Annotated in this window: 23 protein-coding genes; 13 read left to right on the top strand and 10 right to left on the bottom strand. The window is 72.3% G+C overall.

From position 1 onward, the window contains the following. The coding region (locus tag ACGFMK_RS43210) for an NAD(P)-dependent oxidoreductase (protein WP_392775885.1) at positions 1 to 385 on the top strand (385 nt) is incomplete at its 5' end. Here ACGFMK_RS43210 and ACGFMK_RS43215 read toward each other — a convergent pair. After that, a complete protein-coding gene (locus ACGFMK_RS43215; RefSeq protein ID WP_392775888.1) occupies positions 363 to 1,328 on the bottom strand; it encodes a GNAT family N-acetyltransferase in 966 nt (321 codons plus the stop codon). The genes ACGFMK_RS43210 and ACGFMK_RS43215 overlap by 23 nt on opposite strands. A 55-nt stretch (positions 1,329 to 1,383) precedes the next feature. Here ACGFMK_RS43215 and yaaA point away from each other — a divergent pair, with 55 nt between their 5' ends. Continuing rightward, positions 1,384 to 2,130 carry a peroxide stress protein YaaA gene (yaaA, locus tag ACGFMK_RS43220; protein WP_392775891.1) on the top strand — a complete coding sequence of 249 codons (747 nt, stop codon included), beginning with the start codon at positions 1,384 to 1,386 and terminating at the stop codon, positions 2,128 to 2,130. A 455-nt stretch (positions 2,131 to 2,585) separates the two neighbouring features. Here the strand turns inward: yaaA and ACGFMK_RS43225 are convergent, their stop codons facing one another. Further along, a complete protein-coding gene (locus ACGFMK_RS43225; RefSeq protein ID WP_392775894.1) occupies positions 2,586 to 3,668 on the bottom strand; it encodes an NAD(P)/FAD-dependent oxidoreductase in 1,083 nt (360 codons plus the stop codon). Positions 3,669 to 3,751: 83 nt separating this feature from the next. On the opposite strand from ACGFMK_RS43225, the gene ACGFMK_RS43230 reads away from it, so the two are divergent. Beyond that, positions 3,752 to 4,306 (top strand): suppressor of fused domain protein, encoded by a 555-nt coding sequence (locus ACGFMK_RS43230; RefSeq protein ID WP_392775897.1) that lies wholly within the window; start codon positions 3,752 to 3,754, stop codon positions 4,304 to 4,306. Between the two features lie 9 nt (positions 4,307 to 4,315). On the opposite strand, the gene ACGFMK_RS43235 is transcribed toward ACGFMK_RS43230, so the two are convergent. Next, positions 4,316 to 5,845 (bottom strand): phytoene desaturase family protein, encoded by a 1,530-nt coding sequence (locus tag ACGFMK_RS43235; RefSeq protein ID WP_392775900.1) that lies wholly within the window; start codon positions 5,843 to 5,845, stop codon positions 4,316 to 4,318. 285 nt (positions 5,846 to 6,130) lie between these two features. On the opposite strand from ACGFMK_RS43235, the gene ACGFMK_RS43240 reads away from it, so the two are divergent. The 3 genes from ACGFMK_RS43240 to ACGFMK_RS43250 all read left to right on the top strand — a co-directional run bounded on the left by ACGFMK_RS43240 (position 6,131) and on the right by ACGFMK_RS43250 (position 10,361). Then, positions 6,131 to 7,138, top strand: a complete 1,008-nt coding sequence (locus tag ACGFMK_RS43240) for an RIO1 family regulatory kinase/ATPase (protein WP_392775903.1) — start codon at positions 6,131 to 6,133, stop codon at positions 7,136 to 7,138. Positions 7,139 to 7,478: 340 nt separating this feature from the next. Beyond that, positions 7,479 to 9,083: a DEAD/DEAH box helicase gene (locus tag ACGFMK_RS43245; RefSeq protein ID WP_392775907.1), complete on the top strand. Its 1,605-nt coding sequence runs from the start codon at positions 7,479 to 7,481 to the stop codon at positions 9,081 to 9,083. Positions 9,084 to 9,185: 102 nt separating this feature from the next. Beyond that, on the top strand, positions 9,186 to 10,361 hold the full coding sequence (locus tag ACGFMK_RS43250; RefSeq protein WP_392775910.1) for an 8-amino-7-oxononanoate synthase: 1,176 nt from the start codon (positions 9,186 to 9,188) through the stop codon (positions 10,359 to 10,361). Positions 10,362 to 10,455: 94 nt separating this feature from the next. On the opposite strand, the gene ACGFMK_RS43255 is transcribed toward ACGFMK_RS43250, so the two are convergent. Next, positions 10,456 to 10,887 carry a GNAT family N-acetyltransferase gene (locus tag ACGFMK_RS43255; RefSeq protein ID WP_392775912.1) on the bottom strand — a complete coding sequence of 144 codons (432 nt, stop codon included), beginning with the start codon at positions 10,885 to 10,887 and terminating at the stop codon, positions 10,456 to 10,458. 17 nt (positions 10,888 to 10,904) lie between these two features. Next, positions 10,905 to 11,720 carry a S1 family peptidase gene (locus tag ACGFMK_RS43260; RefSeq protein WP_392775914.1) on the bottom strand — a complete coding sequence of 272 codons (816 nt, stop codon included), beginning with the start codon at positions 11,718 to 11,720 and terminating at the stop codon, positions 10,905 to 10,907. A gap of 167 nt (positions 11,721 to 11,887) precedes the next feature. Between ACGFMK_RS43260 and ACGFMK_RS43265 the strand changes: the two genes are divergently transcribed. Together ACGFMK_RS43265 and ACGFMK_RS43270 are read left to right on the top strand one after the other, a co-directional pair. Further along, positions 11,888 to 12,760 carry a M15 family metallopeptidase gene (locus ACGFMK_RS43265; RefSeq protein WP_392775917.1) on the top strand — a complete coding sequence of 291 codons (873 nt, stop codon included), beginning with the start codon at positions 11,888 to 11,890 and terminating at the stop codon, positions 12,758 to 12,760. A gap of 106 nt (positions 12,761 to 12,866) precedes the next feature. Further along, positions 12,867 to 14,261, top strand: a complete 1,395-nt coding sequence (locus tag ACGFMK_RS43270) for a mycothione reductase (protein WP_392775920.1) — start codon at positions 12,867 to 12,869, stop codon at positions 14,259 to 14,261. 61 nt (positions 14,262 to 14,322) lie between these two features. On the opposite strand, the gene ACGFMK_RS43275 is transcribed toward ACGFMK_RS43270, so the two are convergent. The 3 genes from ACGFMK_RS43275 to ACGFMK_RS43285 form a co-directional block, all read right to left on the bottom strand. After that, positions 14,323 to 16,143 carry a proprotein convertase P-domain-containing protein gene (locus ACGFMK_RS43275; protein WP_392775923.1) on the bottom strand — a complete coding sequence of 607 codons (1,821 nt, stop codon included), beginning with the start codon at positions 16,141 to 16,143 and terminating at the stop codon, positions 14,323 to 14,325. A gap of 84 nt (positions 16,144 to 16,227) precedes the next feature. After that, positions 16,228 to 17,136, bottom strand: coding sequence for an XRE family transcriptional regulator (locus ACGFMK_RS43280; RefSeq protein WP_392775924.1), 909 nt, complete (start codon positions 17,134 to 17,136; stop codon positions 16,228 to 16,230). Between the two features lie 52 nt (positions 17,137 to 17,188). Continuing rightward, positions 17,189 to 18,427, bottom strand: coding sequence for a CynX/NimT family MFS transporter (locus ACGFMK_RS43285; protein ID WP_392775927.1), 1,239 nt, complete (start codon positions 18,425 to 18,427; stop codon positions 17,189 to 17,191). Positions 18,428 to 18,476: 49 nt separating this feature from the next. Between ACGFMK_RS43285 and ACGFMK_RS43290 the strand changes: the two genes are divergently transcribed. From ACGFMK_RS43290 to ACGFMK_RS43310, 5 genes are all read left to right on the top strand, one after another. Next, positions 18,477 to 19,160 (top strand): FadR/GntR family transcriptional regulator, encoded by a 684-nt coding sequence (locus tag ACGFMK_RS43290; RefSeq protein WP_392775929.1) that lies wholly within the window; start codon positions 18,477 to 18,479, stop codon positions 19,158 to 19,160. Positions 19,161 to 19,252: 92 nt separating this feature from the next. Then, complete coding sequence (locus tag ACGFMK_RS43295) at positions 19,253 to 19,744, top strand: toxin-antitoxin system HicB family antitoxin (RefSeq protein WP_392775932.1); 492 nt, start codon at positions 19,253 to 19,255, stop codon at positions 19,742 to 19,744. Positions 19,745 to 19,812: 68 nt separating this feature from the next. Then, complete coding sequence (locus ACGFMK_RS43300; protein WP_392775935.1) at positions 19,813 to 20,655, top strand: DUF4097 domain-containing protein; 843 nt, start codon at positions 19,813 to 19,815, stop codon at positions 20,653 to 20,655. A 26-nt stretch (positions 20,656 to 20,681) separates the two neighbouring features. Continuing rightward, entirely contained in the window at positions 20,682 to 21,638 is a 957-nt protein-coding gene (locus tag ACGFMK_RS43305; RefSeq protein WP_392775938.1) for an ATP-binding cassette domain-containing protein, read from the top strand. Next, positions 21,638 to 22,441, top strand: coding sequence for an ABC transporter permease (locus ACGFMK_RS43310; RefSeq protein ID WP_392775941.1), 804 nt, complete (start codon positions 21,638 to 21,640; stop codon positions 22,439 to 22,441). The genes ACGFMK_RS43305 and ACGFMK_RS43310 overlap by 1 nt, the downstream gene beginning before the upstream one ends. Before the next feature lie 47 nt (positions 22,442 to 22,488). Here the strand turns inward: ACGFMK_RS43310 and map are convergent, their stop codons facing one another. Together map and ACGFMK_RS43320 are read right to left on the bottom strand one after the other, a co-directional pair. Further along, positions 22,489 to 23,346, bottom strand: coding sequence for a type I methionyl aminopeptidase (gene map, locus ACGFMK_RS43315; RefSeq protein ID WP_392775944.1), 858 nt, complete (start codon positions 23,344 to 23,346; stop codon positions 22,489 to 22,491). Between the two features lie 23 nt (positions 23,347 to 23,369). Beyond that, a partial coding sequence (locus ACGFMK_RS43320; protein ID WP_392775947.1) for a penicillin-binding transpeptidase domain-containing protein occupies positions 23,370 to 24,240 on the bottom strand: 871 nt, incomplete at its 5' end.

Raw genomic sequence — 24,240 nt, forward strand, 5'->3', positions numbered from 1 at the left:
GCTGCCCTCGCTGCTGCCCGAAGCCGACATCGTGGTCCTCGTCCTGCCGGACACCCCGGCGACGCGCGGCCTGCTCGGAGCCCCCGAGCTGGCCGCGCTCCCCGACGGCGCCCTGGTGGTCAACGTCGGCCGCGGCACGGCGATCGACACCGGCGCCCTGCTCGCCCAGACGCGCGCCGGGCGGCTCCGTGCCGCCCTCGACGTGGTGGACCCGGAACCGCTGCCGTCGGACCATCCACTGTGGACGGTCCCGGGCGTGGTCCTGACGCCCCACATCGCCGGCGGCTCGGCGTCGTTCTACCCGCGCGCCAAGAAGCTGGCCGGGGAGCAGCTGCGGCGGTACGTGCGGGGCGAGGAGCTGCTCAACCTCGTGCCACCGGCTTGACGTACACGTGCCATTCGTCGGCGACCCGGTAACCGCACCGCTCGTAGACCCCGAGCGCGCGGTGCGCGTTGTCGACGTCGACGTTCAGCGCCGACCGGTCGAACCCGGCCGCCTCCGCCGCCAGCAGGGTGTGGCCGAGCAGGCCGGACGCGACACCGCGGCCGCGCAGCACCTCGCGCGTGCCCACCCAGGTGGCGTTGTGCTCGCGCACGCCGGTCACCTCGGCTTCGGAGGCGTAGAAGTGGCTCAGCACGAAGGCCAGGACCTTGTCGTCGTCGAGGACGAGGAACGACAGGTCCGGCCGGAAGTCCTTGGAGCCGGTGACGAGGTGGCGCCAGGCGCCGGGCTCGTAGGCGGTGCTGCCCCAGTGGTCGCCGAAGGTGTCGTTGCGGGCGTCGAGCGCCGCGAGGTCGTACTTGAAGTCGAACGGAACCGGCACGACACCCTCCGGCAGCGGCGGCTGCGGCGGCAGGCCGGCGAGGCCGACGCGCATGGTCACCATCGTCCGCCGGTGCTCGTAGCCGGCCGCGGCGAGCACGCCGGCGATCCAGCGTTCGTTCTGGTGGGTGCCGTGGTGCAGTTCGAGCGGCGCGTCCGGGAAGGCGCGTGCGTGGACCGCGTGACTCGTCCGGGTGAACCAGTCGACGAGGTGCGCGCCGACGGTGTCGTCGCGGTGGTCCGGGTGCACGACCGACTGGAGCCGGATCATGTGCACCGGGTTCGCGGCGTCGCGGCGGCGGACGAGGCCGTAGGCAACCAGCCGGTCGCCGTCCCAGGCGCCGGTGGTGGCCCCGGCCAGGTCGATGTTGGGACCTTCGAGCTCCTCGCGCAGGTCCTCGGTGCTGAAGTGCTCACCCGTCCGGTCGACTTCCTCGGCGGCCGCGTAGAGCCGGGCGAGGGCCGCGTCGTCGTCGAGCGTGAGGGGACGCCAGGTCAGGGCCATGCGCCGAGGCTAGGCCGCGCGCCACCGGCCACGCATCCCGATTTACGCTCAGTGCGTGCTGGTGCTCCTCCCCCCTTCCGAGACCAAGGCCGACGGCGGCCGCGGCGCCCCGCTGGACCACGCCGCCCTGTCGTTCCCCGAGCTGAACCCGACGCGCACGAAGATCGCCGACGCGCTCGTCGAGCTGGCGGGCGACGTCCAGGCCAGCATCGCGGTCCTGGGCATCACCGAGCGCCAGGCCGGGGAGGTCACGCGCAACGCGCAGCTGTGGACGTCCCCGACGATGCCGGCCCTGCGCCGCTACACGGGCGTCCTGTACGACGCGCTCGACGTCAAGAGCTTCACGAAGGCGGGCCTGGAGAAGGCCCACCGCCGGCTGGCGGTGACGTCCTCGCTGTTCGGCGTGGTCTCGGCGACCGACCCGATTCCGGCCTACCGCCTCTCCGGCGGCAACTCCCTGCCCGCGCTCGGCACCATCCGCGGCATGTGGAAGCCGGCCCTCGAGCCGGTGCTGCAGAACATCGAAGGCCTGGTGGTCGACCTCCGCTCGGGCACGTACTCGGCCTTCGCCAAACTCCGCCCGGACGCGGTGACGGTCCGCGTGGTCACCGAGAACGCCAAGGGCGAGCGCGTGACGGTGAGCCACTTCAACAAGGCGTACAAGGGCCGCCTGGCCCACGTGCTGGCCGTCACCCGCGCCGAACCGTCCACTGTGGACCAGCTCGCCAAGGTGATCCGGAAGGCGGGCCTGACGGTGGAACGCACCGGTGACCACGCCCTGGACCTGGTCACCGAAGGCTGACGACCAGCCTCACCACTGCACCGCGGCGGCAGATCGCAACCAGACCCGGCCTCGACCAGGCGACGTGGTACGAAGCCGGACCAGGCGCTGGAGGTTACCTGCTCGCGCCGCGGGGAGCCGCGGCCAGGCGCCGGGCGCTACCGGTCCGCGCCGGGCGCTACCGGTCCGCGCCGGGCTCCACGAGTTCGCGGCATGCCGACCCGGCCCGTGCGGACCGCCGGCCCCATCGCCGCCCGCGCCCCGGCGCTGCCGGTGATGCCCGCAACCAGTCCGGCGAAAGCCGCTCGCCGGACGCTGCCGAACGGCGGCCGGCTTTCGAGCCCGCCGGGATCGGCCTGGCCCGGCGGGGGCGGCCGTTCTGGTGCGAGAAGCCGGCCCGGCGCCGCCGGCCGAGACTAGAACCGGCCCGGCGCCGCCGACCGAGACTAGAAGCGGCCCGGCGCCGCCGGCCGAGGCTAGAAGCGGTCCGGGGAGAACGGGGTCAGGTCGAAGCCCGGGTCCTCGCCCAGCGCGACCGCCGCCACCAGCTTTCCGGCGAAGGGGGCGTTCGTCAGGCCTCCGGCGCCGAAGCCCGTCGAGATCGTCAGGCCGGGGCGGACGCGGCCCAGGATCGGAAGGCCGTCGGGGGTGCCCGGGCGGAAGCCGACGCGCGTCTCGGCGAGGGTGGCGTCTGCCAGGCCCGGCGCGATCGTCAGGGCGTTGTCCAGCACCTCGCGCTGGCCGGCGGCCGTCACCCGGTAGTCGAAGCCGGCCTCGGCCTCGCGGGTCGCGCCCGCGACCACCCGGCCGCCGCCGAAGGCGAGCAGGTAGTGGCTGGTGCGCGGCAGGACCACCGGCCAGGCCGCGGTGTCCGTGCCCGGCAGGTCGAAGTGGCTGATCTGGCCGCGGTGGGGCGTCACCGGCACGTCGACGCCGAGCGGGGCCAGCAGCTCGCGGCTCCACGCGCCGGCCGCGACCACCACGCTGTCCGCTTCGAGCGGGCCGCCTTCACCGGCCACCGTGCCATCGGCGCGGAAGGCGACCTCGCCTTCGACGAACTTCGCGCCCCTGCGCCCGGCCGCCGACAGCAGGGCCCGGCGCAGCTGGTGCCCGTCGACGCGGCCTGCGCCGGACAGGTGGACCGCGCCCAGCTCGGGGGCCAGCGCCGGGAACAGCTCCCGGGCCTGCGCCGGGTCGAGCCGCCGGACCTCGCCGACCTCCGGCGCGTCCGCCGCCCGCGCGGCCAGCCGCTCCTGCGCCGCCGCCAGCTCGGGCTCCTCGGCCGAGACGATCATCCCGCCGACGACCTCGAACGACGACTCCTCACCCAGCTCGGCCAGCTCCGCCGTGAACTCCCGGTAGTGGCGGCCCGCGGCCGCCGCCAGCGGATAGAGGGCGTCTTCCCAGCGCGACGTCCACGGGCTGACGATCCCGGCGCCGGCCTCGGTGGCCGTCCCGGGACGCGCCGCGTCCGCCACGATCACTTCCGCACCCCGGCCCGCCAGGTGGTAAGCCGTCGCGGCGCCGCCGATTCCGCTTCCGATCACGAGCACTCGCATGCTCCCCACCCTGCCCGAACGTGCCGCGCCCGGGCGACCCGGCTTCGCCGCGCGGGCGCCCGGTCGGCCGTAGGCTGCACGCCATGCCGAGCCGTGCCGAGCGGTATGTCGCTCACCTCGACACCCTGACCGGGAGCACCGAGCCGCGGCTGCAGCCGATCCCGTCCACCCACAGCGGCCTGGACGACGTCATCTCGCTCGTCTACGCCGACGAACCCGAGCCGCGCTACCTGACGGGCGCGACCTACGGTCTCTCGCTCGCCGACCACGCCGACTGGCACGGGATGAAGCCGGAGCTGTGGATCAGCGTCCGCTCGGACGACCCGATCTGGGCGCTGGCCATCGCCTACCTCGCCGAACAGCTACGCGGGACCTGCCCGTTCGTCTACGGCGACACCATCGACTTCGGCGAGCCGATCGCCCCGGAGTCCGACATGACCGCCTTCGCCGTGTCCGCGCCCGCCGGCCTCGACGCACACCAGTACACGCTGATCGACATCGGGGGCGCGCCGATCAGCATCGCCGGCTGCTACCCCGTGCACGACACCGAGCGGACCTTCATCCGCGAGCACGGCATCGACGCGTTCTGGCAGCTGGACTGGGACCTCTACGACGTCCGCCGCCCGCCCGTCATCTAGCGCGGGCGATCAGCAACCCAGCACGGCCATCGCCGCGTTGTGACCCGGAATGCCGCTGACACCACCTCCCCGCACCGCTCCCGCGCCGCACAGCAGCACGCGCTCGTGCGGCGTCTCGACGCCCCAGCGCCCGGCTAGCGCCGGATCGTCCGCGAACGGCCACGCCAGGTCCCGGTGGAAGATGTGCCCGGCCGGCAGTCCGAGCTCGGCTTCCAGGTCCAGCGGGGTCTTCGCCTCGACGCAGGGGTTTCCGCCGGGGCCGGTCAGCAGGCAGTCCTCGATCGGCTCGGCCAGCACGCTGTTCAGCGAAGCCAGCGTCGCGCGCAACGCCTCTTCGCGGGCTTCGTCGTTGCGCCCCTCGAAGAGCCGCGAAGGCATGTGAAGGCCGAACAACGTCAGCGTCTGCGCGCCGGCCGCCCGCTCGGCCGGACCGAGGATCGACGGGTCGGTCAGCGAGTGGCAGTAGATCTCGCACGGCGGCAGCGCGGGGATCTCCCCCGCCGCCGCTTCGCGATAAGCCGTTTCCAGCTGGCTGAAGGTCTCGTTGACGTGGAACGTGCCGCCGAACGCCTCGGCCGGGTCGACGCCGGGGTCACGCAGCTTCGGCAACCGCGACAGCACCATGTTCACCTTGAGCTGCGCGCCTTCCGGCCGCTCCGCCGGTTCCTCGCCCAGCAGCCGCGCCAGCGTGGGCGGCGCGACGTTCGCCAGGACGTGGCCGCCGCGCACTATGTGCTCGGTGTCGCCGCGCCGGTAGCGCACCTCGCCGCCGGGGTCGATCGCCAGCACCTCGGCACCGGTGACGAGCTTCGCGCCCGCCGCGGAAGCCACGGCGGCCAGTGAGCCGGTGACCGCGCCCATGCCGCCGACGGGCACGTCCCAGTCGCCCGTGCCGTTGCCGATCACGTGGTACAGCAGGCAGCGGTTCTGCCGGAGGTCCTCAGCCCCCGCCGCGGCGAACGTGCCGATCAGGGCATCGGTCAGCACGACGCCGCGGACCGTGTCGTCGCCGAACCACGACGTGAGCGTCTCGCCGATCGGCCGCTCGAACAGCATCGACCACGCGCCGGCGTCACCCACCCGGTCCCGGAAGTCCACTTCGGACAGAAGCGGCTCGGTGAGCGTGCCGAAGACACGTTCGGCGACCCGCCCGGTCAGCTCGTAGAACCGGCGCCACGCCGCGAAGTCCGATGTGGACCCGGTGAGCGCGCGGAACGACGCCGCCGTCCGGCTTTCGTCGCCCGTGTCGACAAGGAGACCCGAGTCGCCCGACGGCGTGTAGGACGACATCCGGCGCCGCCGCAGCGCCACGTCGAGGCCCAGGTCCGCGATGATCTTCCTGGGCAGCAGGCTCACCAGGTACGAGTAGCGCGACAACCGGACGTCGACGCCCTCGAACGCGCGGAACGACACCGCGGCACCACCGGTCTCGCCGCGCCGCTCCAGCACGAGGACCGACCGGCCCGCCCGCGCCAGGTAGGCCGCCGCGACCAGCCCGTTGTGCCCGCCTCCGACGACCACGACGTCGTAGGACTCCATCCGCTCCTCCTCGTCCGGCCGCGTTCGGCCTGCCTGATCATCGTGACCACGGCGGCACCCGGAATTCAAGGAAAGGGCACGAACGGACCGTTCGCGCTATTCGGTTGCGCGGCGCCGGGACGTCGCGGCAAGCTGTGGTGACGTCCGGCAGGGAGCCGGTGTGCGAGAGAGCGGGGAGGTGCCTGTGGTGATGACTGTGCGGGCCCGTCCGCGCCCAAGCCCACCCGCCCCCCGAGGCTGAGCACGCGCCCGGTGGGGCACCCCTGAACCCAGGAGAACCCACCAGTGCGCCTGCACGATTTCGAAGACTTCGACGAACGCCGCCGCGGACAGCTCGGCGGCGAAGACCACCCACCACGCCGCCGGGCGCGGCTCGACGAGAACCACCCGCGGTTCTCCCGTCGTGCGCGGTTCGACGACGAACCCGAACCGACCCGCAGCGGCCGGCTCACCGAAGGCGAACGCGTCCGGCTCGCGAAACTGCGCGACGACGCCTACACCGAAAACCAGCTGCCCGACGGGGCCGACCGCTGGTCCACCTGGGACGACGCCGAACACGGCCCGCTCCCCCGGCCGGACTGGGTCGTCACCGAGCTCGCCGCGGTCGACACCGATCTCGGCGTCCTCAAGACCGGCAAGGAGGCCGACGTCCACCTGCTGCGGCGCGGCCTGCCCGGCACCCCCGGCACGCTGCTCGCCGCGAAGCGCTACCGCAGTGACGAGCACAAGCTGTTCCACCGCGACGCGGGCTACCTCGAGGGACGGCGGATGCGCCGCTCCCGCGAGACCCGGGCGATGGCGCAGCGCACCGCGTTCGGCCGCAACCTGATCGCCGAGCAGTGGGCGGTCGCGGAGTTCGCCGCGCTGAGTCGCTTGTGGACGCTCGGCGCGCCCGTGCCGTACCCCGTGCAGCGCAACGGGACCGAGCTGCTGCTCGAGTTCCTGGGCGAGGAAGACGGGACGGCGGCGCCGCGGCTGGCGCAGGTGCGCCCGGAGCCGGACGAACTGGCGGACCTCTGGGTCCAGGCCACCTCCGCGCTGGAGCTGCTCGCCTCCGAGGGCCTCGCGCACGGCGACCTCTCGGCGTACAACGTCCTCGTGCACGAGGAGCGGCTGGTGGTGATCGACCTGCCTCAGGTGGTCGACGTCGCGGCCAACCCGGGCGGGGTCGAATTCCTGGCCCGGGACGTGCGCAACCTGGCCGGCTGGTTCCACGGCCGGGGCCTCGGCGAGCACGTCACCAGGACCGATGAGCTGCTGGCGGAACTCGTGGCGGCGGCCGGGATCGGGTGATCACCCGGCGGCGTCGCGGGTGTGGCGTGAAACACGTCTGCGACGCCGCCCACAACCGGTTACCTCGATGCGGAGGACCAGCTCCCCTTCAGGTACAGTATGTACAGACCGCAACCGGCGGCGTGGATGAGTTGGTGTCCGTCGCCTCCAGAGCCACCGAAGGCTCGCGGTGATCCGCAATCCCACCGTAATCCCAAAAAGCGGCGCGCAGTGTCCGAAAAGAGACAAGACACAGTGTGCCGGGGTCCGTCCCTGTGAACGCCCACCGCACACCATCTTGCCCTGCCTGCGCGCGGGGAGCCCGGGCCTCCTTGTGACGAACCACGTCCGAGAGGCATTTGTGACAGTCACGTTCAACTCTGGTCCCTCCTCGACGTCCGCGCACGCGGGCCGTCCCGACCGTCGGCCGCGTCAGCGCCCCGCCGGTGGCGACACGCTGCGCGACGACACCGTCGAGACCGTGGCGACCAGGACCTTCGCCGAGCTGGGCCTGCCGGAGCCGCTGCTCCGCGCGCTGGCCGAGGCCGGCATCACGAGCCCCTTCCCGATCCAGTCCGCGACCATCCCGGACGCACTGGCCGGCCGCGACGTCCTGGGCCGCGCCCAGACCGGTTCCGGCAAGACCCTCGCCTTCGGCCTGGCCATGCTGGCCCGGCTCGCCGACGGCAAGGCCCGCCCGAAGCGCCCCCGCGCGCTGATCCTGGTGCCGACCCGCGAGCTGGCCATGCAGGTGGCCGACTCGCTGACCCCGCTGGCCAAGTCCCTCGGCCTGTGGTGCCGCACGGCCGTCGGCGGCATGGCCTTCGCCCGCCAGGCCGACGCGCTCTCCCGTGGCGTCGACCTGCTGATCGCCACCCCGGGCCGGCTGTCGGACCACGTCCGGCAGGGCACCGCGCACCTGGGCGACTGCAACTTCATCGCGCTCGACGAGGCCGACCAGATGGCGGACATGGGCTTCATGCCGCAGGTCCGCGAGATCATGGACCTCACCCCGCCGGGCGGGCAGCGGCTGCTGTTCTCGGCGACGCTCGACGGTGACGTCAACCGCCTCGTGCGGCAGTACCTGAGCGACCCGGTCACCCACTCGGTCGCGCCGTCGACCGCGAGCGTGACGACGATGGACCACCACGTGCTCCAGGTGTCGCACCAGGACAAGCAGGACGTCATCACGCAGATCGGCGCCCGCGAGGGCCGCACGATCATGTTCGTGCGGACCAAGCACCACGTCGACCGCCTCACCGAGCGGCTGCGCGAGCAGGGCGTGAACGCGCAGGCGCTGCACGGCGGCAAGACGCAGGGGCAGCGCAACCGCGTCCTCGCCGACTTCAAGGAAGGCCACGCCCCGGTGCTGGTCGCCACGGACGTCGCCGCGCGCGGCATCCACGTCGACGACATCTCGCTGGTGCTGCACGTCGACCCGGCGGCCGACCACAAGGACTACCTGCACCGCGCGGGCCGCACGGCGCGCGCCGGGGCGTCCGGTGTCGTCGTCACGCTGGTCACCAACGACCAGCGCCGCATGGTCAAGCGGATGACCGACCGGGCCGGCGTCCGCGCCGAGTCCACGATGGTCCGCCCGGGTGACGAAGCCCTGAACCGCATCACCGGTGCCCGCGAGCCCAGTGGCGAGCCGGTCATCGAGCGTCGGCGCGAGAACCCGCGTCGTGGCGGCGGTGGCTACCGCGGCGACCGCGGCAGCTTCGGCGGCTCGAGCCGTGGTGGTTACCGCGGTGGCAGCAGCCAGGGCGGCGACCGCGGCACGAGCGGTGGCAGCTACGGCGGCGACCGCGGTGAGCGCGGCGGCGACCGTGGCGGTTACGGCCAGGGTTCGCGCGAAGGACGTCCCGGCGGCTTCGGCGGCCGCGGCCGTCAGCCCCGCTCGGGCAGCGGTGGCGGCGGTTACGGCCGCCCGAGCCGTGGCCCGCGTCGCGGCTACGACAGCTGATTTCCCCCGGAAGCCCCGGGCCGGCACCCGCCGGTCCGGGGCTTCCGGCGTTTCCCGGCCCGCTGCACGGCCGGGCGAGGTCCGGATGGGAGACTGCGGGACGTGACTACGCCGCCGACACTTCCGCCCGAAGAGGTTTTCGACTGGCTCGACGTCGAGGCGGAGAAGCGTGCGGGCGCGGGTCTGGTGCGGCAGCTGCGACCACGGCCCGCCAAGACCGACGAGCTGGATCTGGCCGGGAACGACTACCTCGGGCTGGCCCACGACAAGCGCGTCGCCGGGGCCGCCGCGGCCGCCGCGCTGCGGTGGGGCGCCGGCTCGACCGGCTCACGGCTGGTGACCGGCTCGACCGAGCTGCACACCGAGCTCGAGATGGAGCTCGCCCGGTTCTGCGGGGTGCAGGCCGCGCTCGTGTTCTCGTCCGGCTTCACGGCCAACCTCGGCGCGGTGACGGCGTTGTCCGGCAGCGAAGCCGCGATCGTCACCGACAAGTACATCCACGCGTCGCTCATCGAGGGCTGCCGGCTTTCACGGGCCGACATCGCCGCGGTCGCGCACGCGACGCCGTCGGCGATCAAGCACGCCCTGGCGACCCGGCGCAAGCCGCGGGCGCTGGTCGTGACCGACTCGGTGTTCTCGGTGGACGGAGACCTCGCCCCGCTCGGCGAGCTGGCCGGAATCTGCCGCGAGCACGGCGCCGGCCTCCTGGTCGACGACGCGCACGGCTTCGGCGTCCTGGGTGAGGGCGGGCGCGGCGCGGTGCACGCGGCCGGGCTCGCGGGCGCCCCCGACGTCGTCACGACGTTGACCCTCTCGAAGGCCCTCGGCGCGCAAGGTGGGGCCGTGCTCGGGCCGCGCCGGGTCATCAAGCACCTCATCGACACCGCGCGCAGCTTCATCTTCGACACGGCGCTCGCGCCCGCCAGCGCCGCCGCCGCGCTCGCCGCCTTGCACGCGCTGAAGGAAGAGCCGGGGCTGGCGGAGAAGGTCCAGGAGAACGCCGGGAACCTGGCGATGCAGCTCAAGGCCGCGGGGTTGAAGGCGAGCCTGCCGGACGCGGCCGTGATCTCGGTGCAGGCGCCGTCCGCCGAGACGGCCGTCGCGTGGGCCGCGGCCTGCGCCGAGCAGGGAATCCGCGTTGGCTGCTTCCGGCCGCCGTCGGTGCCGGACGGCATTTCGCGGCTGCGGCTGACGGTCCGCGCCGACCTCACGGAGTCCGATGTGGACCGTGCCGTGAAGGTGATCACGGCGACCGCGCCGCGCGGTGCGGCCGACTGAGCCGTACCGGAACGGTCGGTTCGCGTACCTGGACGGACGACACGCGTACCTGAGTGGACGACACGCGCACCTGGGTGGACGACACGGCGTCGGGTCAGGCGGGGCGGCGCATGCGGATGTGGGGGATTCCGTCGTCGTCGGTGTATTCGGGGCCTTCGGCGACGAAGCCGTAGCGCGCGTAGAAACCCTGGACGTACGTTTGGGCGTCCAGGACGTATTCGCCGGGGATGGTCAGCGCCGCGTCCATCAGGCGGGCGGCCAGGCCCTGCCCCCGGGCCTGGGCGGCCGTGACGACGCGGCCGATGCGGCGGATACCGCCGGGGTCCAGCAGGACTCGCAGGTAGGACGTGACCCCGTTGTCGTCGGCGAACCAGAGGTGCCGGGTGTCCGGCAGGAGGTCGCGGCCGTCGAGTTCGGGGTAGGCGGCCTTCTGCTCCACCACGAAGACGTCCACCCGCAGGCGCAGGATGTCGTGCAGCTGGGCGGCGGTCAGCTCGGGGCCGGTCGCGTCGTGCAGGGTCGGCATACCCCTGCTTACCACGCTCAGCCGAGGAGTCGCGGGTTGGCTTGCTGCTGGATGTCGTCGACGTACGCGGAAACGCGCGTGTAGACACCCGGCTTGCCTGCCTTGCCGCAACCGTCGCCGAAGGACACGAGCCCGATCAGCGTGTCGCCGACGACCAGGGGGCCGCCGGAGTCGCCCTGGCACGCGTCGACGCCGCCGTCGGCGTACCCCGCGCACACCATGGTCTTCGGGTCGTAGACGTCGTAGTCGGAGGTGCAGTCCTTGTCGCCGATCACCGGGACCTGGGCGCTGCGCAGGTAGTCGGACCGGTCGCCGCCGTCGGCGACGCGGCCCCAGCCGAGCACCGTCGCCTGCGTGCCCTCGCGGTACGACGCCGAGTCGCCGCTGTCGGGCAGCTTCGCGGGCCGGTAGTCGAGCTGGCCGCGCACGGTCAGCACCGCGACGTCGTTGCCCTGCGTCGGGTCGTTGTACCCCTTGCTGATCCAGATCTTCGACACGCTCAGCACCTGGCCGTCGCTGGTGCGCTTGTCCTCACGACCGGCCACCACGCGGACGTCCTGCTTCGCGACCGCCTTGGCGCAGTGCGCCGCCGTCGCGACCGCCGTGGAGCTGACGATCACCGCGCCGCAGTACTGGTTGCCGCCCGGGTCGGTGAGGTACACCGCGTACGGGTGGTCGTCGAGCGAGGCCTTGTTGCCGCCGACGATCCGGGGCTGGTTGGCGGACGCCGGGTCCGCCGAAGCCGTGTTCACCACGACCGGGACGGCGACCGCCGCGACCGCGAGGAGCGCGCCGCTCACGAGCAGCAGGGATCGGCGGGACTTCACGGACATGGGTCGTTCCCCTCTTCGAAGCAAAACCAAGGTACTGCGCACGGCACTCACGCGACTCCACAGCGTGAACAGGTGGCCCTGAATACCCTAAACGGAGTGAGCCCGAAGCGGTGTCACTGAAACGGGTGGACTCCGCGATCACCGAACGTTTATGTCAGGATTGCGGAATGCGACGGACAGCGACGGCGACGCTCGGGGCGGTCATGGCTCTGACGCTGGGCGCGTGCACGTCGGAACCGCCCTCGACGCCCCAGCCCGTGGCCGCGACGCCGGTCACGACGACCGTGTCCAAACCCCCCTCCCCGGTGAAAACGACGCCGCCGGCGACGTCGAGCGCGCCCGCCGTCACCTGGCAGGTGGGTGCCCGGCCGCTCCCCCGCCGCCCGGACGGCTTCGGCGAGGTCGAACCGACGCCACCCGAACTGGTGAACCGGGCACTTCCGACAAAAGACGTCCTTCCCCCACCGCCCGGGAACGCCTACGCCTCGACGATCAGCGCGGTGCCCGCCGCCGTCCTCGCGCGCAGCACCTGGCAGGCCGCCTGCCCGGTGCAGGCGGCCGACCTGCGCTACCTCACGATGGCGTTCTGGGGCTTCGACGGCCGCGCGCACACCGGCGAGATGCTGGTGAACGCCAAGGGCGCCGCCGCGATCACGAAGGTGTTCGGGCAGCTCTTCGCCCGCCACTTCCCCCTCGAGGAGATGCGGGTCACCAGCCCGGCCGAGCTGACCCTGCCGCCGACCGGCGACGGCAACTCCACCAGCGCGTTCGTCTGCCGCCCGGCGCGCGGCCAGACCAACTGGTCGGCGCACGCCTACGGGCTGGCGGTGGACGTCAACCCGTTCTGCAACCCCTACACCCAGGGCGACCTGGTGCTGCCCGAGCTGGCCTCGGCCTACGTCGACCGCTCGCGGGCGCGGCCCGGCATGGTCCTGGCCGGTGACGCCACCGTCCGCGCGTTCGCGGCGGCCGGCTGGAGCTGGGGCGGCGCGTGGACCAGCCCGAAGGACCGGATGCACTTCACGGCGACCGGGCATTGACGGGTACTGAGCACGTAATACGACGTTAAGCACACGCGGGAACACTCGATTCACGACGTCGGTTGGCTAGGGTGAACGGTCCGGAACGAGCCCCGCGGAGGATGAAGTGCCCCACTACGACCTGGTGATCGTCGGCACGGGATCGGGGAACTCGATCCTCGGGCCCGGTTTCGCCGGCAAGAAGACGGCCATCGTGGAGAAGGGCACCTTCGGCGGGACCTGCCTGAACGTCGGCTGCATCCCGACGAAGATGTTCGTCTACGCCGCCGACGTCGCGTACACGCCCGCCGAGAGCGCGCGCTACGGCGTCGACGAGGAGCTGAAGGGGGTCCGCTGGCGCGACATCCGCGACCGGATCTTCGGGCGCATCGACCCGATCGCCGCGGGTGGCGCGGAGTACCGGCGCAGCCACGAGGACAACAAGAACGTCGACGTCTACGAGGGCACCGGCCGGTTCACCGGGCTCAAGGAGCTGCGCGTCAGCTTCGCCGACGGCCGCCCCGACGAGGTGCTGACCGCCGACAAGTTCGTGCTCGCCGCGGGCGGGCGCCCGGTGATCCCGGACATCCCCGGCATCGAGGACACGGGCTACCACACCTCCGACACGGTGATGCGGCTCGACGAGCTGCCCGAGCGGATCGTCATCCTCGGCGGCGGCTACATCGCGGCCGAGTTCGCGCACGTCTTCGCGTCGTTCGGCGTGCAGGTGACACTGGTCAACCGGTCCGCGCGGCTGCTGCGCTCGGAGGACGAGGACGTCAGCGCCCGCTTCACCGAGCTGGCTTCGGAACGCTTCGACGTCCGGCTGGAGCGCAAGACCGTCCGGGCGCGCAAGACGGCCGGTGGCGTCGCCCTGGATCTCGAAGGGCCGCAGGGCGCCGAGACCGTCGAAGCCGACCTGCTGCTCGTCGCGACCGGGCGCAAGCCGAACTCCGACACCCTCGACGTCGCCGCCACCGGCGTGACCACAATGGACAGTGGGCACGTCGTGGTCGACGACTACCAGGAGACCGTCGTCGAGGGCATCTACGCGCTCGGCGACCTCTCCTCGCCGCACGAGCTGAAGCACGTCGCGAACCACGAATCCCGCGTGGTGCAGCACAACCTGCTGCACCCGGACGAGCGGATCAAGGCCGACCACCGGTTCGTGCCGCACGCCGTGTTCACCCACCCGCAGGTCGCCTCCGTCGGGCTCACCGAGCAGAAGGCGCGCGAAAAGGGCGTCTCGTACGTGACGTCGAAGCAGGACTACGCCGGGATCGCCTACGGCTGGGCAATGGAGGACACGACGGGCTTCGCGAAGCTGCTCGCCGACCCCGCGACCGGGCAGCTGCTGGGCGCGCACATCATCGGGCCGCAGGCGTCCTCGGTGATCCAGCCGCTGATCCAGGCGATGAGCTTCGGCCTGGACGCGCACGCGATGGCCCGCGGGCAGTACTGGATCCACCCGGCCATGCCGGAGCTGGTCGAGAACGCGCTGCTCAACCTGCCCCTGGACTGACCCAAAGCCGTGAATGTCACATTGAGGGACTCTAAGTCCCTCAATGCGACATTCACGGCTTTCAGAGGGTGATCGACCAGGTGTCGAGGGTGCCGGTGTCGCCGGCGCCGTAGTCGGTCACGCGCAGCTGCCAGCGACCGGCGGCCGGGGAGGCGGCGGCGGGCACGGTGAACGTCCGGGGGCCGCTCCACGGCGTGCAGGTGCTGCCGCCGCTGTACTTCAGCGCGTACGCCTTGCCCTTCGGGTCGAGCAGCGTGATGCCGAGGTCTTCGGCGCACGTGTGGCGGATGGTCAGCGAGACGCCGATAGCGGCGGGCGCGCTGCCGGTGAGGGTCGAGCCGATCGGGCTGAACACCTGCTGGTAGTCGCGGATCGCGTAGTCGGTGTCGTTGGTCAGCGTGCGGTTGCCGCCGCTGCCCGGCTGGGTCCGGGCCGACACCGCGGCACTCGCCGCCGAAGCGTTCCCGGCGGCGTCCTTCGCCTTGACCGTGAAGGAGTACGCCGTGTCCGGGGTGAGCCCGGAGACCGTGGCGCTGGTTCCCGCGACGCTCGTGGCGAGCGTGGAGCCGTTGTAGACGTCGTAGCCGGTGACGCCGGTGTTGTCGGTCGAGGCGTCCCAGGCGAGCGAGACGCTGTTCGACGTCGTGCCCGTGGAACGCGGGTTGGCGGGCGCGCTCGGCGCCGTCGTGTCGCCGGTGCCGCCGCTGGTCACCAGCGTGAGCTGCCACTTGTTCAGCGCTTCGATCACCGGCTGGAACAGGGACATGTCGCCGTCGCCGGGGTTCTGGACGCACTGCGACGGGCCGCCGTCGTGCAGGCCGGTGGCCTGGGTGCCGAGCAGCCAGCCGCCGCCGGAGTCGCCGCCGAGCGAGCACGCCGTAGTCCAGGTCAGGTCGCCGATGATGAGGCCGTTGCCGTAGTCGGCGGACTTGTGCGTGTACTTCACCTCGCCGCACTGCCAGTGCGAAGTGTTGCCGGAGTGGCAGACGCTGTCGCCGACCATGGCCTCGGCCGCGCCGGAGAGCGTGACCGCCGGCTGGCCCCAGGTGTTGACCGACGCGGAAAGGTTCCAGCCCGCCTCGGTCACCGCGACGACACCCATGTCGCCTTCCTGGCCGTTGACGCTGTGGGTGCCGCCGACGTTGGACGTGCCGACCTTGTTCTGCTGGCCGGACGCGCCGTAGGCGGCCTGGTCGCGGTCGTTCGTGCAGTGGCCCGCGGTGAGGAAGTGCTTGGCGCCGGCGGAATCCGTGACGGGGAAGCCGACCGAGCAGTTCGACTCGCTGCCCGGCCACCACGGGTTGCCGGTCTGGATCGTGCCCGACTGCTGCTTCGGCGAGGTGGTCGTCTCGGTGATCCGGACGCCGAGTTCCCTGACGCGGTAAAGGAAACTCTCGGTGGCGGCGGTCTTCTTCGTCCGGTCGACGGAGACGCCGACCTCGTTGCCGCGGACGTCGACGCCCCAGCCGTACACGCCGGGCACACCCTGGCCGACCAGCGCGCGGACGGCCGCGTCGGTGCGGTCCAGCTCGGCCTGGCTGCGGGCCACGACCTGCGCCGCGGCCCCGGTGGCGCGGACCTGGTCGGCGGCAGCCTGAGTGGTGACGGCGACGGTCAGCTTCCCGGTGGCCGCGTCGAACCACTGCCCGGCCGACTGCTGCCGGACGGCGGCGGGCAGGGCCGAGGCCAGGCGGTGGGCGCCGTCCTGGGCGGCGAGGCGGGCCTGGGCCTGATCCGCGGACAGGCCGAACGCGGCGGCCACGCCGTCGACCTCGGCCTGGGGATGGACCGGGGGTGCCGGAGGCGCTGCCTGAGCGGGCTGGAAGCCCAGTCCGAGCGCGGCCAGCGCGGCCACGCTCGCGGCGGAAACGATCCTGCGCATGCTTTCTCCTCGGTTCGGGGAGTGGAATGCGCAAACGGTAGATCGCCGGAAACACCGAATTGAAGATCCGCAGGGCCTTAACAGTTAACTGGCGTCCCATTCCCAGTCGAAACCGTAACGGCCGGGGCCGAAGGTGAGCGCTACTCCGTGAACCGCACCGGATTCCGGGACGACGTCGGTGTATTCGGCCGGCTGCCCGTCCCGTTCGACGAAACGGCGGCACACCGGCGGAACCGCGGCCGGGTCGAAGCGGATTTCGACCACGTATTCGCGGACCGGGAGCCGGAACTTCCGTTCGTAGTTCGTGGCCAGCGGGTACGGCGCGCGGTTCACGAGCGTGTGCTCGGTGATCACCGTTTCGCCGCGGACGAGCGGGCGGCCGAAGAGCAGTTCGACGACGAGCAGGCCGTCTTCCGGCTTGTGCACGCTGCGCCCGGCCCGGCAGCCCCGCAGCGACCGCACCTCCGGCAGCGGCCGGTCGTGCTCGTCGAGGTGCAGGATGACCACCCAGCGGTCCGGGCCGTCCGCCTCGGCGCGCAGCACCTGCCGCGAATGGAACGCCAGCTCCTCACGATCCGGCCCCACCGTGACGACGTCGTGCTGGCTGATCCGGGTCAGCCGCTCGTCCCACCGGGTGTCCACATCGGACACCGCGGCGTCGATGCGCCCGCCGTCCGGCCAGAACCGGCCGATCTCGGCGGCCGTGGAGCGCCGCGGCCGCGGCGAGCCGAGCAGCGCGACGAGCGACCCCGGCGGCACGTCGAGCACGACCTCGAGCTGCCGTACCCCGCGGACCGAGTCCCGCCGCTGCGGGCGGCTGCGGCCGGACTGCCAGTAGCTCAACGTCGCCGTCGTGACCGAGACGCCGCGGGCGTGCAGGTGTTCACGCAGGCGGTCGAGGCTCAGCCCGCGGGCGCGGATCGCCGCGCGCAGGGCCGCGTCGAACGGGCCGGTGCGCAGCAACGTCCCGAGGGCCGGCGACGGAACCGCCATCGGCCGATCTTAAGCCGCCTAACCGCCGCGAACCGGCATTAACTGTTAAGAATCAGACGAACCGGTGCCGACCCGCCAGCGCACCGAAGACCATCTGGACCACGAGCAGGCCCAGCAGCATCGCCAGCGGGACCGTCCAGCCGCCCGCGGCGTCGTGCAGCAGGCCGAACAGGAACGGGCCGAGCGCGGCGAACAGGTACCCGAAGCCCTGCGCCATCCCGGACAGCCGGGCGGTGTCGGCGCCGGTCCGCGCCCGCAGCGCGATGACCGTCAGGGCGAGCGAGAAGACGCTCATCCCCAGGCCGATCAGCAGGCTCCACAGCAGCGGCGACCACGCCGGGGCGAGCATCAGCCCGGTCGTGCCGGCGAGGCCGAACAGGCCCAGGAGCACGATCCACCCGCCCTGGCCGCGCTGCCGGGCCGCCATCGGCGCCACGACCAAGCTGATCGGCACCGCGATGAGCGAGACCAGGCCGAACAGCAGGCCGGCGTCGTCACGCGACACCCCGGCGTCCATCAGGACCTGCGGGAACCAGCCCATCGCCGCGTAGGCGTAGAAGGCCTGGAGACCGAAGAAGACCGTGACGATCCAGGCCAGCCGGTTGCGCAGCAGCGAGCGGCCGCCCTCGGCGCCCTCGGCGGCCTCGGTGTGCCGCGGTGCCCGGCCGGTGCCGCGGGCTGCGAGAATCCACGCGGCGAGCGCGACGACGGCCACCACCGCCCAGCTGCCCAGCGCCGGGCGCCAGCCGCCGAAGGCGTCGCCCAGCTGCGGGGTCACGGCCGACCCGAGCGCGCCGCCGCCCTGCAGCGCGGCGGTGTAGACGCCGGTCATCAGGCCGATGCGCGCCGGGAAGGAGCCCTTGATGACGACCGGGATGAGCACGTTGATCAGGGCGATCCCGGCGGTGGCCACGAGCGTCCCGCCGAGCACCACGTACGGGCCGTCGAGCACGCGCAGCACCAGCCCGGCGGCGAGCGCGGTCAACGCGACCGCGATGGCGGCGCCGATGCCGGCGCGGCGGGCGAGCAGCGGCGCGGCGAGCCCGGCGCCGGCGAAGCAGAGGGTCGGCAACGTCGTCAGCACACCCGCCCAGACCACGGACGCACCCAGGCCGGCGCGCATTTCGGCGAGCATCGGGCCGACCCCGGTGATGGCCGGACGCAGGTTGAGCGCCGTCAGCACCACGGCGACCGCGAGCAGCGCGCCGCCGGCGACCACGCCGGGCGTGCGCGTCTCGATCGCGCCGTCCAGTTCGGGTTCGAGTGCTGATTCACGGGATTCGACGGGCATACCAGCTACTATCGCATACGTAGGATGATTGGATGAAGGGATAACTCCTGTGCCTCTGGCCACCACCCGGCGGGCAGGCCTCGTCGACCAAGTCATCGACCAGCTGCGGACCGCGGTCACGCAGGGCGAATGGCCGATCGGCGAGCGCATTCCCACCGAGGTCGAGCTGGGCGAACAGCTCGGCGTCGGCCGCAACACCATCCGCGAAGCCGTGCGCGCGCTCGCGCACACCGGGATCCTCGAGGTCCGCCAGGGTGACGGCACCTACGTGCGCGCGACCAGCGAGGTGTCCGGCGCGATCCGCCGGCTGTGCGGCGACGAGCTGCGCGAGGTCCTGCAGGTCCGGCGCACCCTCGAGGTCGAGGGCGCCCGGCTCGCCGCGGCCGAGCGGACCGACGAGGACGTCGCCGAGCTGCGCGCGCTGCTGGCCCGCCGCGAGGTCGAACTGCAGGAAGGCCGCTGGCCGGACTTCGCGCGCACCGACGCGGAGTTCCACTGCGCGGTCGTCCGCAGCAGCCACAACGGGCTGCTCACCGAGCTGTACCGCGGGCTGACCGAGGTCATCACGGCGAGCGTCGCGGCGACGTCCAGCATCACGCCCGGGGCCGGGCACATGCCCGAGATCGGCCACGAAGGCCTCGCGGACGCCATCGCCGACCGCGACGCGGACCGGGCCGCGGCCGAGGCCTGCGGGTTCCTGGACGAGCTGCTGTCCCGGATCGAAACGGCCTGAGCTGGACTTTTACCCAGTTTGGCACCACAGGCGACCCCTAAGGGTGCCAATTCAGGGTTGTCGTGGTGCCACGATGGCGCCATAGTTGTGCCATGGACCTGACGCCCTTCGTGGACGAACTCCGGCGGGAGCTCGCGGTCGCCGCCGAAGCGGCGGGCGAAGAAGCCGTCGCCCTCGCCGAGCGGCTCACCGCGCCGCTCGAGTCGGCGATCCGGCTGACCCTGCTCGACGCGCTTTCGGCCGCAGCCGACGAAATCACCCGCGACCTCGCACCCGGCTCCGTCGAGGTCCGCCTCCGCCGGCGGGACGCCGAGTTCGCCGTCTCGGTACCCACGGCACCCGAGCCGGAACCCCAGGAGACACTCGCGCCGCCGCTGGAAGCCGACGACGGCGCGGTCGCCCGGATCAACCTCCGCCTGCCCGAACAGCTCAAGCAGCGGGTCGAGGAGGCGGCGGCCAAGGAGCGGATCTCGACCAACGCCTGGCTCGTCCGGGCGGCGAGCGCCGGGCTCGGGCCTGACAAGAGCGCCCCACGGCGCCGCACCTCGCTCTACGGCGACAACTACACCGGCTGGGTCCGGTAACCACCGCTCTTCCCTTCACGTCTCCGACCTGCGGAGACGCCACCGACGCACCCCAGGAGGGCGCAGCCATGCCCGTTTTCGCCACCCCCGGCCCGATCACCGCGACCATCGACGCCAGCGCCGCCGACGTCCGGATCGCCGCCAGCGACCGCGACGACACCGTCGTCGAGATCCTCCCGGTGGACCCGCACGACCGCGACGACGTCGCCGCGGTCAAGAAGACCCAGGTCGAGTTCTCCGACGGCGCCCTGCTCGTCAAGGGCCCGAAGTACTACACGAAGCTCTTCGGCAAGGGCGGCTCGATCGTCGTGTCGGTGGAACTGCCCACCGGTTCCCGGATCCGCGGCACCACCGCGATGGGCGACTTCCGGGCCACCGGGTCGCTCGGCGACTGCCGGTTCAAGACGTCGATGGGCAACCTGCACCTCGAGCGGACGACCCGGCTGGAGGCCGTCACCGCGCTCGGCGACGTCACCGTCGAGCACGCGTCCGACCACGCCGAGCTCAGCACCGGCACCGGCGACCTGCGCATCCGCGAGATCGACGGCTCGGCCGTGCTGAAGAACTCCAGCGGCGAGACCCGGGTCGGCACCGTGACCGGCGACCTGCGGGTCAACTCGGCCAACGGCGACATCCTCGTCGACGTCGCGCACACGGCCGTGAACGCCAAGACCGCCGCCGGTGACGTCCGGATCGGCGAGGTCATCCGCGACACCGTCGTGCTCGAGACCGCGGTCGGCGAGATCGAGGTCGGCATCCGCGAGGGCAGCGCCGCCTGGCTGACCCTCAACTCGCTCACCGGCCGGGTGCACAACTCGCTCACCGCGGCCGACGGTCCCGGGCAGACCGACGAGACCGTCGAGGTCCGCGCCCGCTCCTACACCGGCGACATCGTCGTCCGCCGGTCCTGAATTCGCTGACACAGAAGGGGAATCCGATGTCAGACGCCATCGTGGCCGAAGGACTCGTCAAGAAGTACGGCAGCGTGACCGCGCTCGACGGCATGTCGCTGGCGGTGCCGGAGGGCACCGTGCTCGGCGTGCTCGGGCCGAACGGCGCCGGCAAGACCACCACCGTCCAGATCCTCACCACCCTGCAGAAGCCGGACGCGGGCCACGCGACGGTCGCCGGGTTCGACGTCGTGCGGGACGCGCACGAGCTGCGTTCCCACATCGGCGCGTCGGGGCAGTACGCCGCCGTCGACGAGCACCTGACCGGGGCGGAGAACCTCGAGATGGTCGGGCGGCTCTACCACCTGGGCACCAAGCGGGCCAAGGCCCGCGGCCGGGAGCTGCTGGCCCGGTTCAGCCTCGAGGACGCCGCCGACCGGCCGGTGCGGACGTACTCCGGCGGCATGCGGCGCCGGCTCGACCTGGCCGGGGCGCTCGTCGCGAACCCGCCGGTGCTGTTCCTCGACGAGCCCACCACCGGGCTCGACCCGCGCGCCCGCACCGAGCTGTGGGACGTCATCACCGAGCTGGTCGCGGGCGGCACGACGCTGCTGCTGACCACGCAGTACCTGGAGGAGGCCGACCGGCTGGCCGACAGCATCGCCGTCGTCGACCACGGGCGCGTGATCGCCCGCGGCACCGCCGACGAGCTCAAGGACCTGGTCGGTGGCGAGCGGATCGAGCTGACCGTGGGCACGCACGCCGACGTCACGACGGCGCGACGGACGCTGGCCCGGCTGGCCAGCGGCGAGCCGCAGGCCGAGGCGTTCCAGCTCACCGTGCCCGTGACCCACGGCGCGAAAGCGCTTACCGAAGCCCTCGCCCTGCTGGCCGCGGAAGGGGTCGAAGTCCGCGAAGTCGGCGTCCGCCGCCCCACCCTCGACGACGTTTTCCTCACCCTCACCGGCCACGAGGTGGCCGAGACCGCGAAGGAGGCCGTGTGATGAACGCGGTGCAGATGGCCGTGACCGACGGCGTGACGATCGCCAAGCGCAACTCGATCAAGATCTTCCGGTCGCTGGACCTGCTCGGGTCCATCGTGTTCATCCCGGTGATGTTCGTGCTGCTCTTCGGGTACGTGTTCGGCAGCGTGATCGACATCCCCGGCATGTCGTACCGCGAGTTCATGCTGCCGGGGATCTTCACCCTCGCCGTGGCGATGGGCAGCATCGTCACCGGCTACGGGCTGACCGACGACCTGCAGAAGGGCATCATCGACCGGTTCCGCTCGCTGCCCATGTCACCGGCGGCGGTGCTGATCGGGCGGACGACCGCCGATCTGATCCTCAACGTGGCGAGCCTGCTGATCATGGGCGTGGTCGGCCTGCTGGTCGGCTGGCGCATCCACACCGGCGTCTTCGAGGCGCTGGGCGGCGTGCTCCTGCTGCTCGCGTTCGCCTACGCGCTGTCCTGGGTGATGGGGACGATCGGGCTGGCCGTGCGCAAGCCCGAGGTGTTCAACAACGTCTCGAGCATCGCGATCTTCCCGCTGACGTTCCTGGCCAACACGTTCGTCGACAGCGGCCGCCTGCCGGGCCCGCTGCGCGCGATCGCCGACTGGAACCCGATCTCGGCGATCACCCAGGCGGCGCGGGAGCTGTTCGGCAACACGAGCGCGGCGATGCCGGCGCACGACGTCTGGCCGATGCAGCACGCGGTGCCGGCATCGGTGCTGTGGATCGTGGTGCTGCTGGCGGTGTTCGTGCCGCTTTCGGTGCGCTGCTACCAGAAGGCGACCAGCAGCTGAGCCCAGACGAACGGCCCTTCCTCAACCGGGGAAGGGCCGTTTTCGCGTCAGGGGAGGGTCAGGATCTCGGCGCCGTCCGCCGTCACCACCAGGGTGTGCTCGAACTGGGCCGTCCACTTCTTGTCCTTCGTGGTGACGGTCCAGTCGTCCGGCCAGATGTCGTAGTCGATGGTGCCGAGGGTGATCATCGGCTCGATCGTGAAGGTCATGCCCTCCTCGATCACCGTCTCCACCGAGGGCTCCTCGTAGTGCAGCACGGTCGGCGCGGTGTGGAACGACGGGCCGACGCCGTGGCCGGTGAAGTCGCGGACCACGCCGTAGCCGAAGCGCTTGGCGTACGCCTCGATGACGCGGCCGATCACGTTGAGCCGGCGGCCCGGGCGGACCGCCTTGATCGCGCGCAGCGTCGCCTCGCGGGTGCGCTCCACCAGCAGGCGGACCTCCTCGGAGACGTCACCCGCCAGGAACGTCGCGTTCGTGTCGCCGTGGACGCCGCCGATGAAGGCGGTGACGTCGATGTTGCAGATGTCGCCGTCCTCGAGCACCGTCGAGTCCGGGATGCCGTGGCAGATCACCTCGTTGAGCGAGGTGCAGCACGACTTCGGGAAACCGCGGTAGCCCAGCGTCGAGGGGTAGGCGTGGTGGTCGAGCAGGAACTCGTGGACCACTTTGTCGATGTCGTCGGTGGTCGCGCCCGGCTTGACGGCCTTGCCGCCCTCCTCCAGCGCCTGCGCCGCGATGCGGCTCGCGACGCGCATCGCCTCGATCACCTCGGGCGTGCGCACGCCGTTGCCGGTGTCCCGCTTCGGCGCCGGCTTGTCCACATACTCGGGACGGGCGATGGAACTGGGGACGTCACGGCGCGGCGTCTGGACGCCGGGCACCAGCGGGGCACGAACGGACATGCCTCCACCTTACGACGCACCGCTCAGCCGATCCCCGCCAGGAACCGGTGCGCGGCCTGAACCGCCGGTTTGGAGGATCCCGCGCCGGTCAGCAGCACCGCGAACGCCAGGTCGCCGCGGTAGCCGACGAACCAGCCGTGGGCGCGGGAGCCGTCGCCGAACTGGGCGGTGCCGGTCTTGCCCGCGACGTCCGGGAGGTCGCGCAGCCCGGTCGCGGTGCCCGACGTGACGACCTCGCGCATCATCCCGCGCAGCGCGTCGAGCACGTCCTGGGACGGCGCGTCGCCGACGTTCTGCGCCGTCGCGGGCCGCCCCTTCACCAGCGACGGCGTCGGCACCTTCCCCGCCTGCACGGTCGCGGCGACCAGGGCCATGCCGAACGGGCTCGTCACCACCGTGCCCTGGCCGAAGCCGTTCTCCGCGCGCTGGACGACCGAGTCGGTGGCCGGGACCGCGCCGGTGACCGTGGTCAGGCCCGGGACGACGAAGTCCGCGCCGATGCCAAACGACCGGGCCGTGTCGGTCAGGGCCGATCCCGAAAGCCCGGACGCGAGCCGGGCGAACGTGGTGTTGCAGGACTTCGCGAACGCTGTCTTCAACGGGACCCGGCCCAGGTCGAACCGGCCTTCGTTCGGCACGACGCGGTTCTCGATCGTCGTGGTGCCGGGGCAGTCGACCGGACTGCCGGCCTCGACGTCGCCGTCCGCCAGCGCGGCCGCCGCGGTGATGATCTTGAACGTCGACCCCGGCGGGTAGCGCCCGGCCAGCGCCAGCGAGCCTTCGGCGTCGGCCGCCTCGTTCTGCGCCACGGCCAGGATGTCCCCGCTCGAGGGCTGGATCGCCACCAGCGCGGCCGGGTATTCGGCCGGCGCAAGGGCCTTCTCGGCAGCGTCC

The sequence above is a fragment of the Amycolatopsis sp. NPDC049252 genome, assembly GCF_043197175.1.
In the GTDB taxonomy this organism is placed as follows: Bacteria; Actinomycetota; Actinomycetes; order Mycobacteriales; family Pseudonocardiaceae; genus Amycolatopsis.

Excerpts from the sequence above, each read along its gene's own strand:
- ACGFMK_RS43215 (WP_392775888.1), bottom strand. The coding sequence starts at position 1,328 with ATGGCCCTGACCTGGCGTCCCCTCACGCTCGACGACGACGCGGCCCTC.
- ACGFMK_RS43225 (WP_392775894.1), bottom strand. The coding sequence starts at position 3,668 with ATGCGAGTGCTCGTGATCGGAAGCGGAATCGGCGGCGCCGCGACGGCT.
- ACGFMK_RS43230 (WP_392775897.1), top strand. The coding sequence starts at position 3,752 with ATGCCGAGCCGTGCCGAGCGGTATGTCGCTCACCTCGACACCCTGACC.
- ACGFMK_RS43235 (WP_392775900.1), bottom strand. The coding sequence starts at position 5,845 with ATGGAGTCCTACGACGTCGTGGTCGTCGGAGGCGGGCACAACGGGCTG.
- ACGFMK_RS43255 (WP_392775912.1), bottom strand. The coding sequence starts at position 10,887 with ATGCCGACCCTGCACGACGCGACCGGCCCCGAGCTGACCGCCGCCCAG.
- ACGFMK_RS43260 (WP_392775914.1), bottom strand. The coding sequence starts at position 11,720 with ATGTCCGTGAAGTCCCGCCGATCCCTGCTGCTCGTGAGCGGCGCGCTC.
- ACGFMK_RS43265 (WP_392775917.1), top strand. The coding sequence starts at position 11,888 with ATGCGACGGACAGCGACGGCGACGCTCGGGGCGGTCATGGCTCTGACG.
- ACGFMK_RS43275 (WP_392775923.1), bottom strand. The coding sequence starts at position 16,143 with ATGCGCAGGATCGTTTCCGCCGCGAGCGTGGCCGCGCTGGCCGCGCTC.
- ACGFMK_RS43280 (WP_392775924.1), bottom strand. The coding sequence starts at position 17,136 with ATGGCGGTTCCGTCGCCGGCCCTCGGGACGTTGCTGCGCACCGGCCCG.
- ACGFMK_RS43285 (WP_392775927.1), bottom strand. The coding sequence starts at position 18,427 with ATGCCCGTCGAATCCCGTGAATCAGCACTCGAACCCGAACTGGACGGC.
- ACGFMK_RS43295 (WP_392775932.1), top strand. The coding sequence starts at position 19,253 with ATGGACCTGACGCCCTTCGTGGACGAACTCCGGCGGGAGCTCGCGGTC.
- ACGFMK_RS43300 (WP_392775935.1), top strand. The coding sequence starts at position 19,813 with ATGCCCGTTTTCGCCACCCCCGGCCCGATCACCGCGACCATCGACGCC.
- ACGFMK_RS43305 (WP_392775938.1), top strand. The coding sequence starts at position 20,682 with ATGTCAGACGCCATCGTGGCCGAAGGACTCGTCAAGAAGTACGGCAGC.
- ACGFMK_RS43310 (WP_392775941.1), top strand. The coding sequence starts at position 21,638 with ATGAACGCGGTGCAGATGGCCGTGACCGACGGCGTGACGATCGCCAAG.
- map (WP_392775944.1), bottom strand. The coding sequence starts at position 23,346 with ATGTCCGTTCGTGCCCCGCTGGTGCCCGGCGTCCAGACGCCGCGCCGT.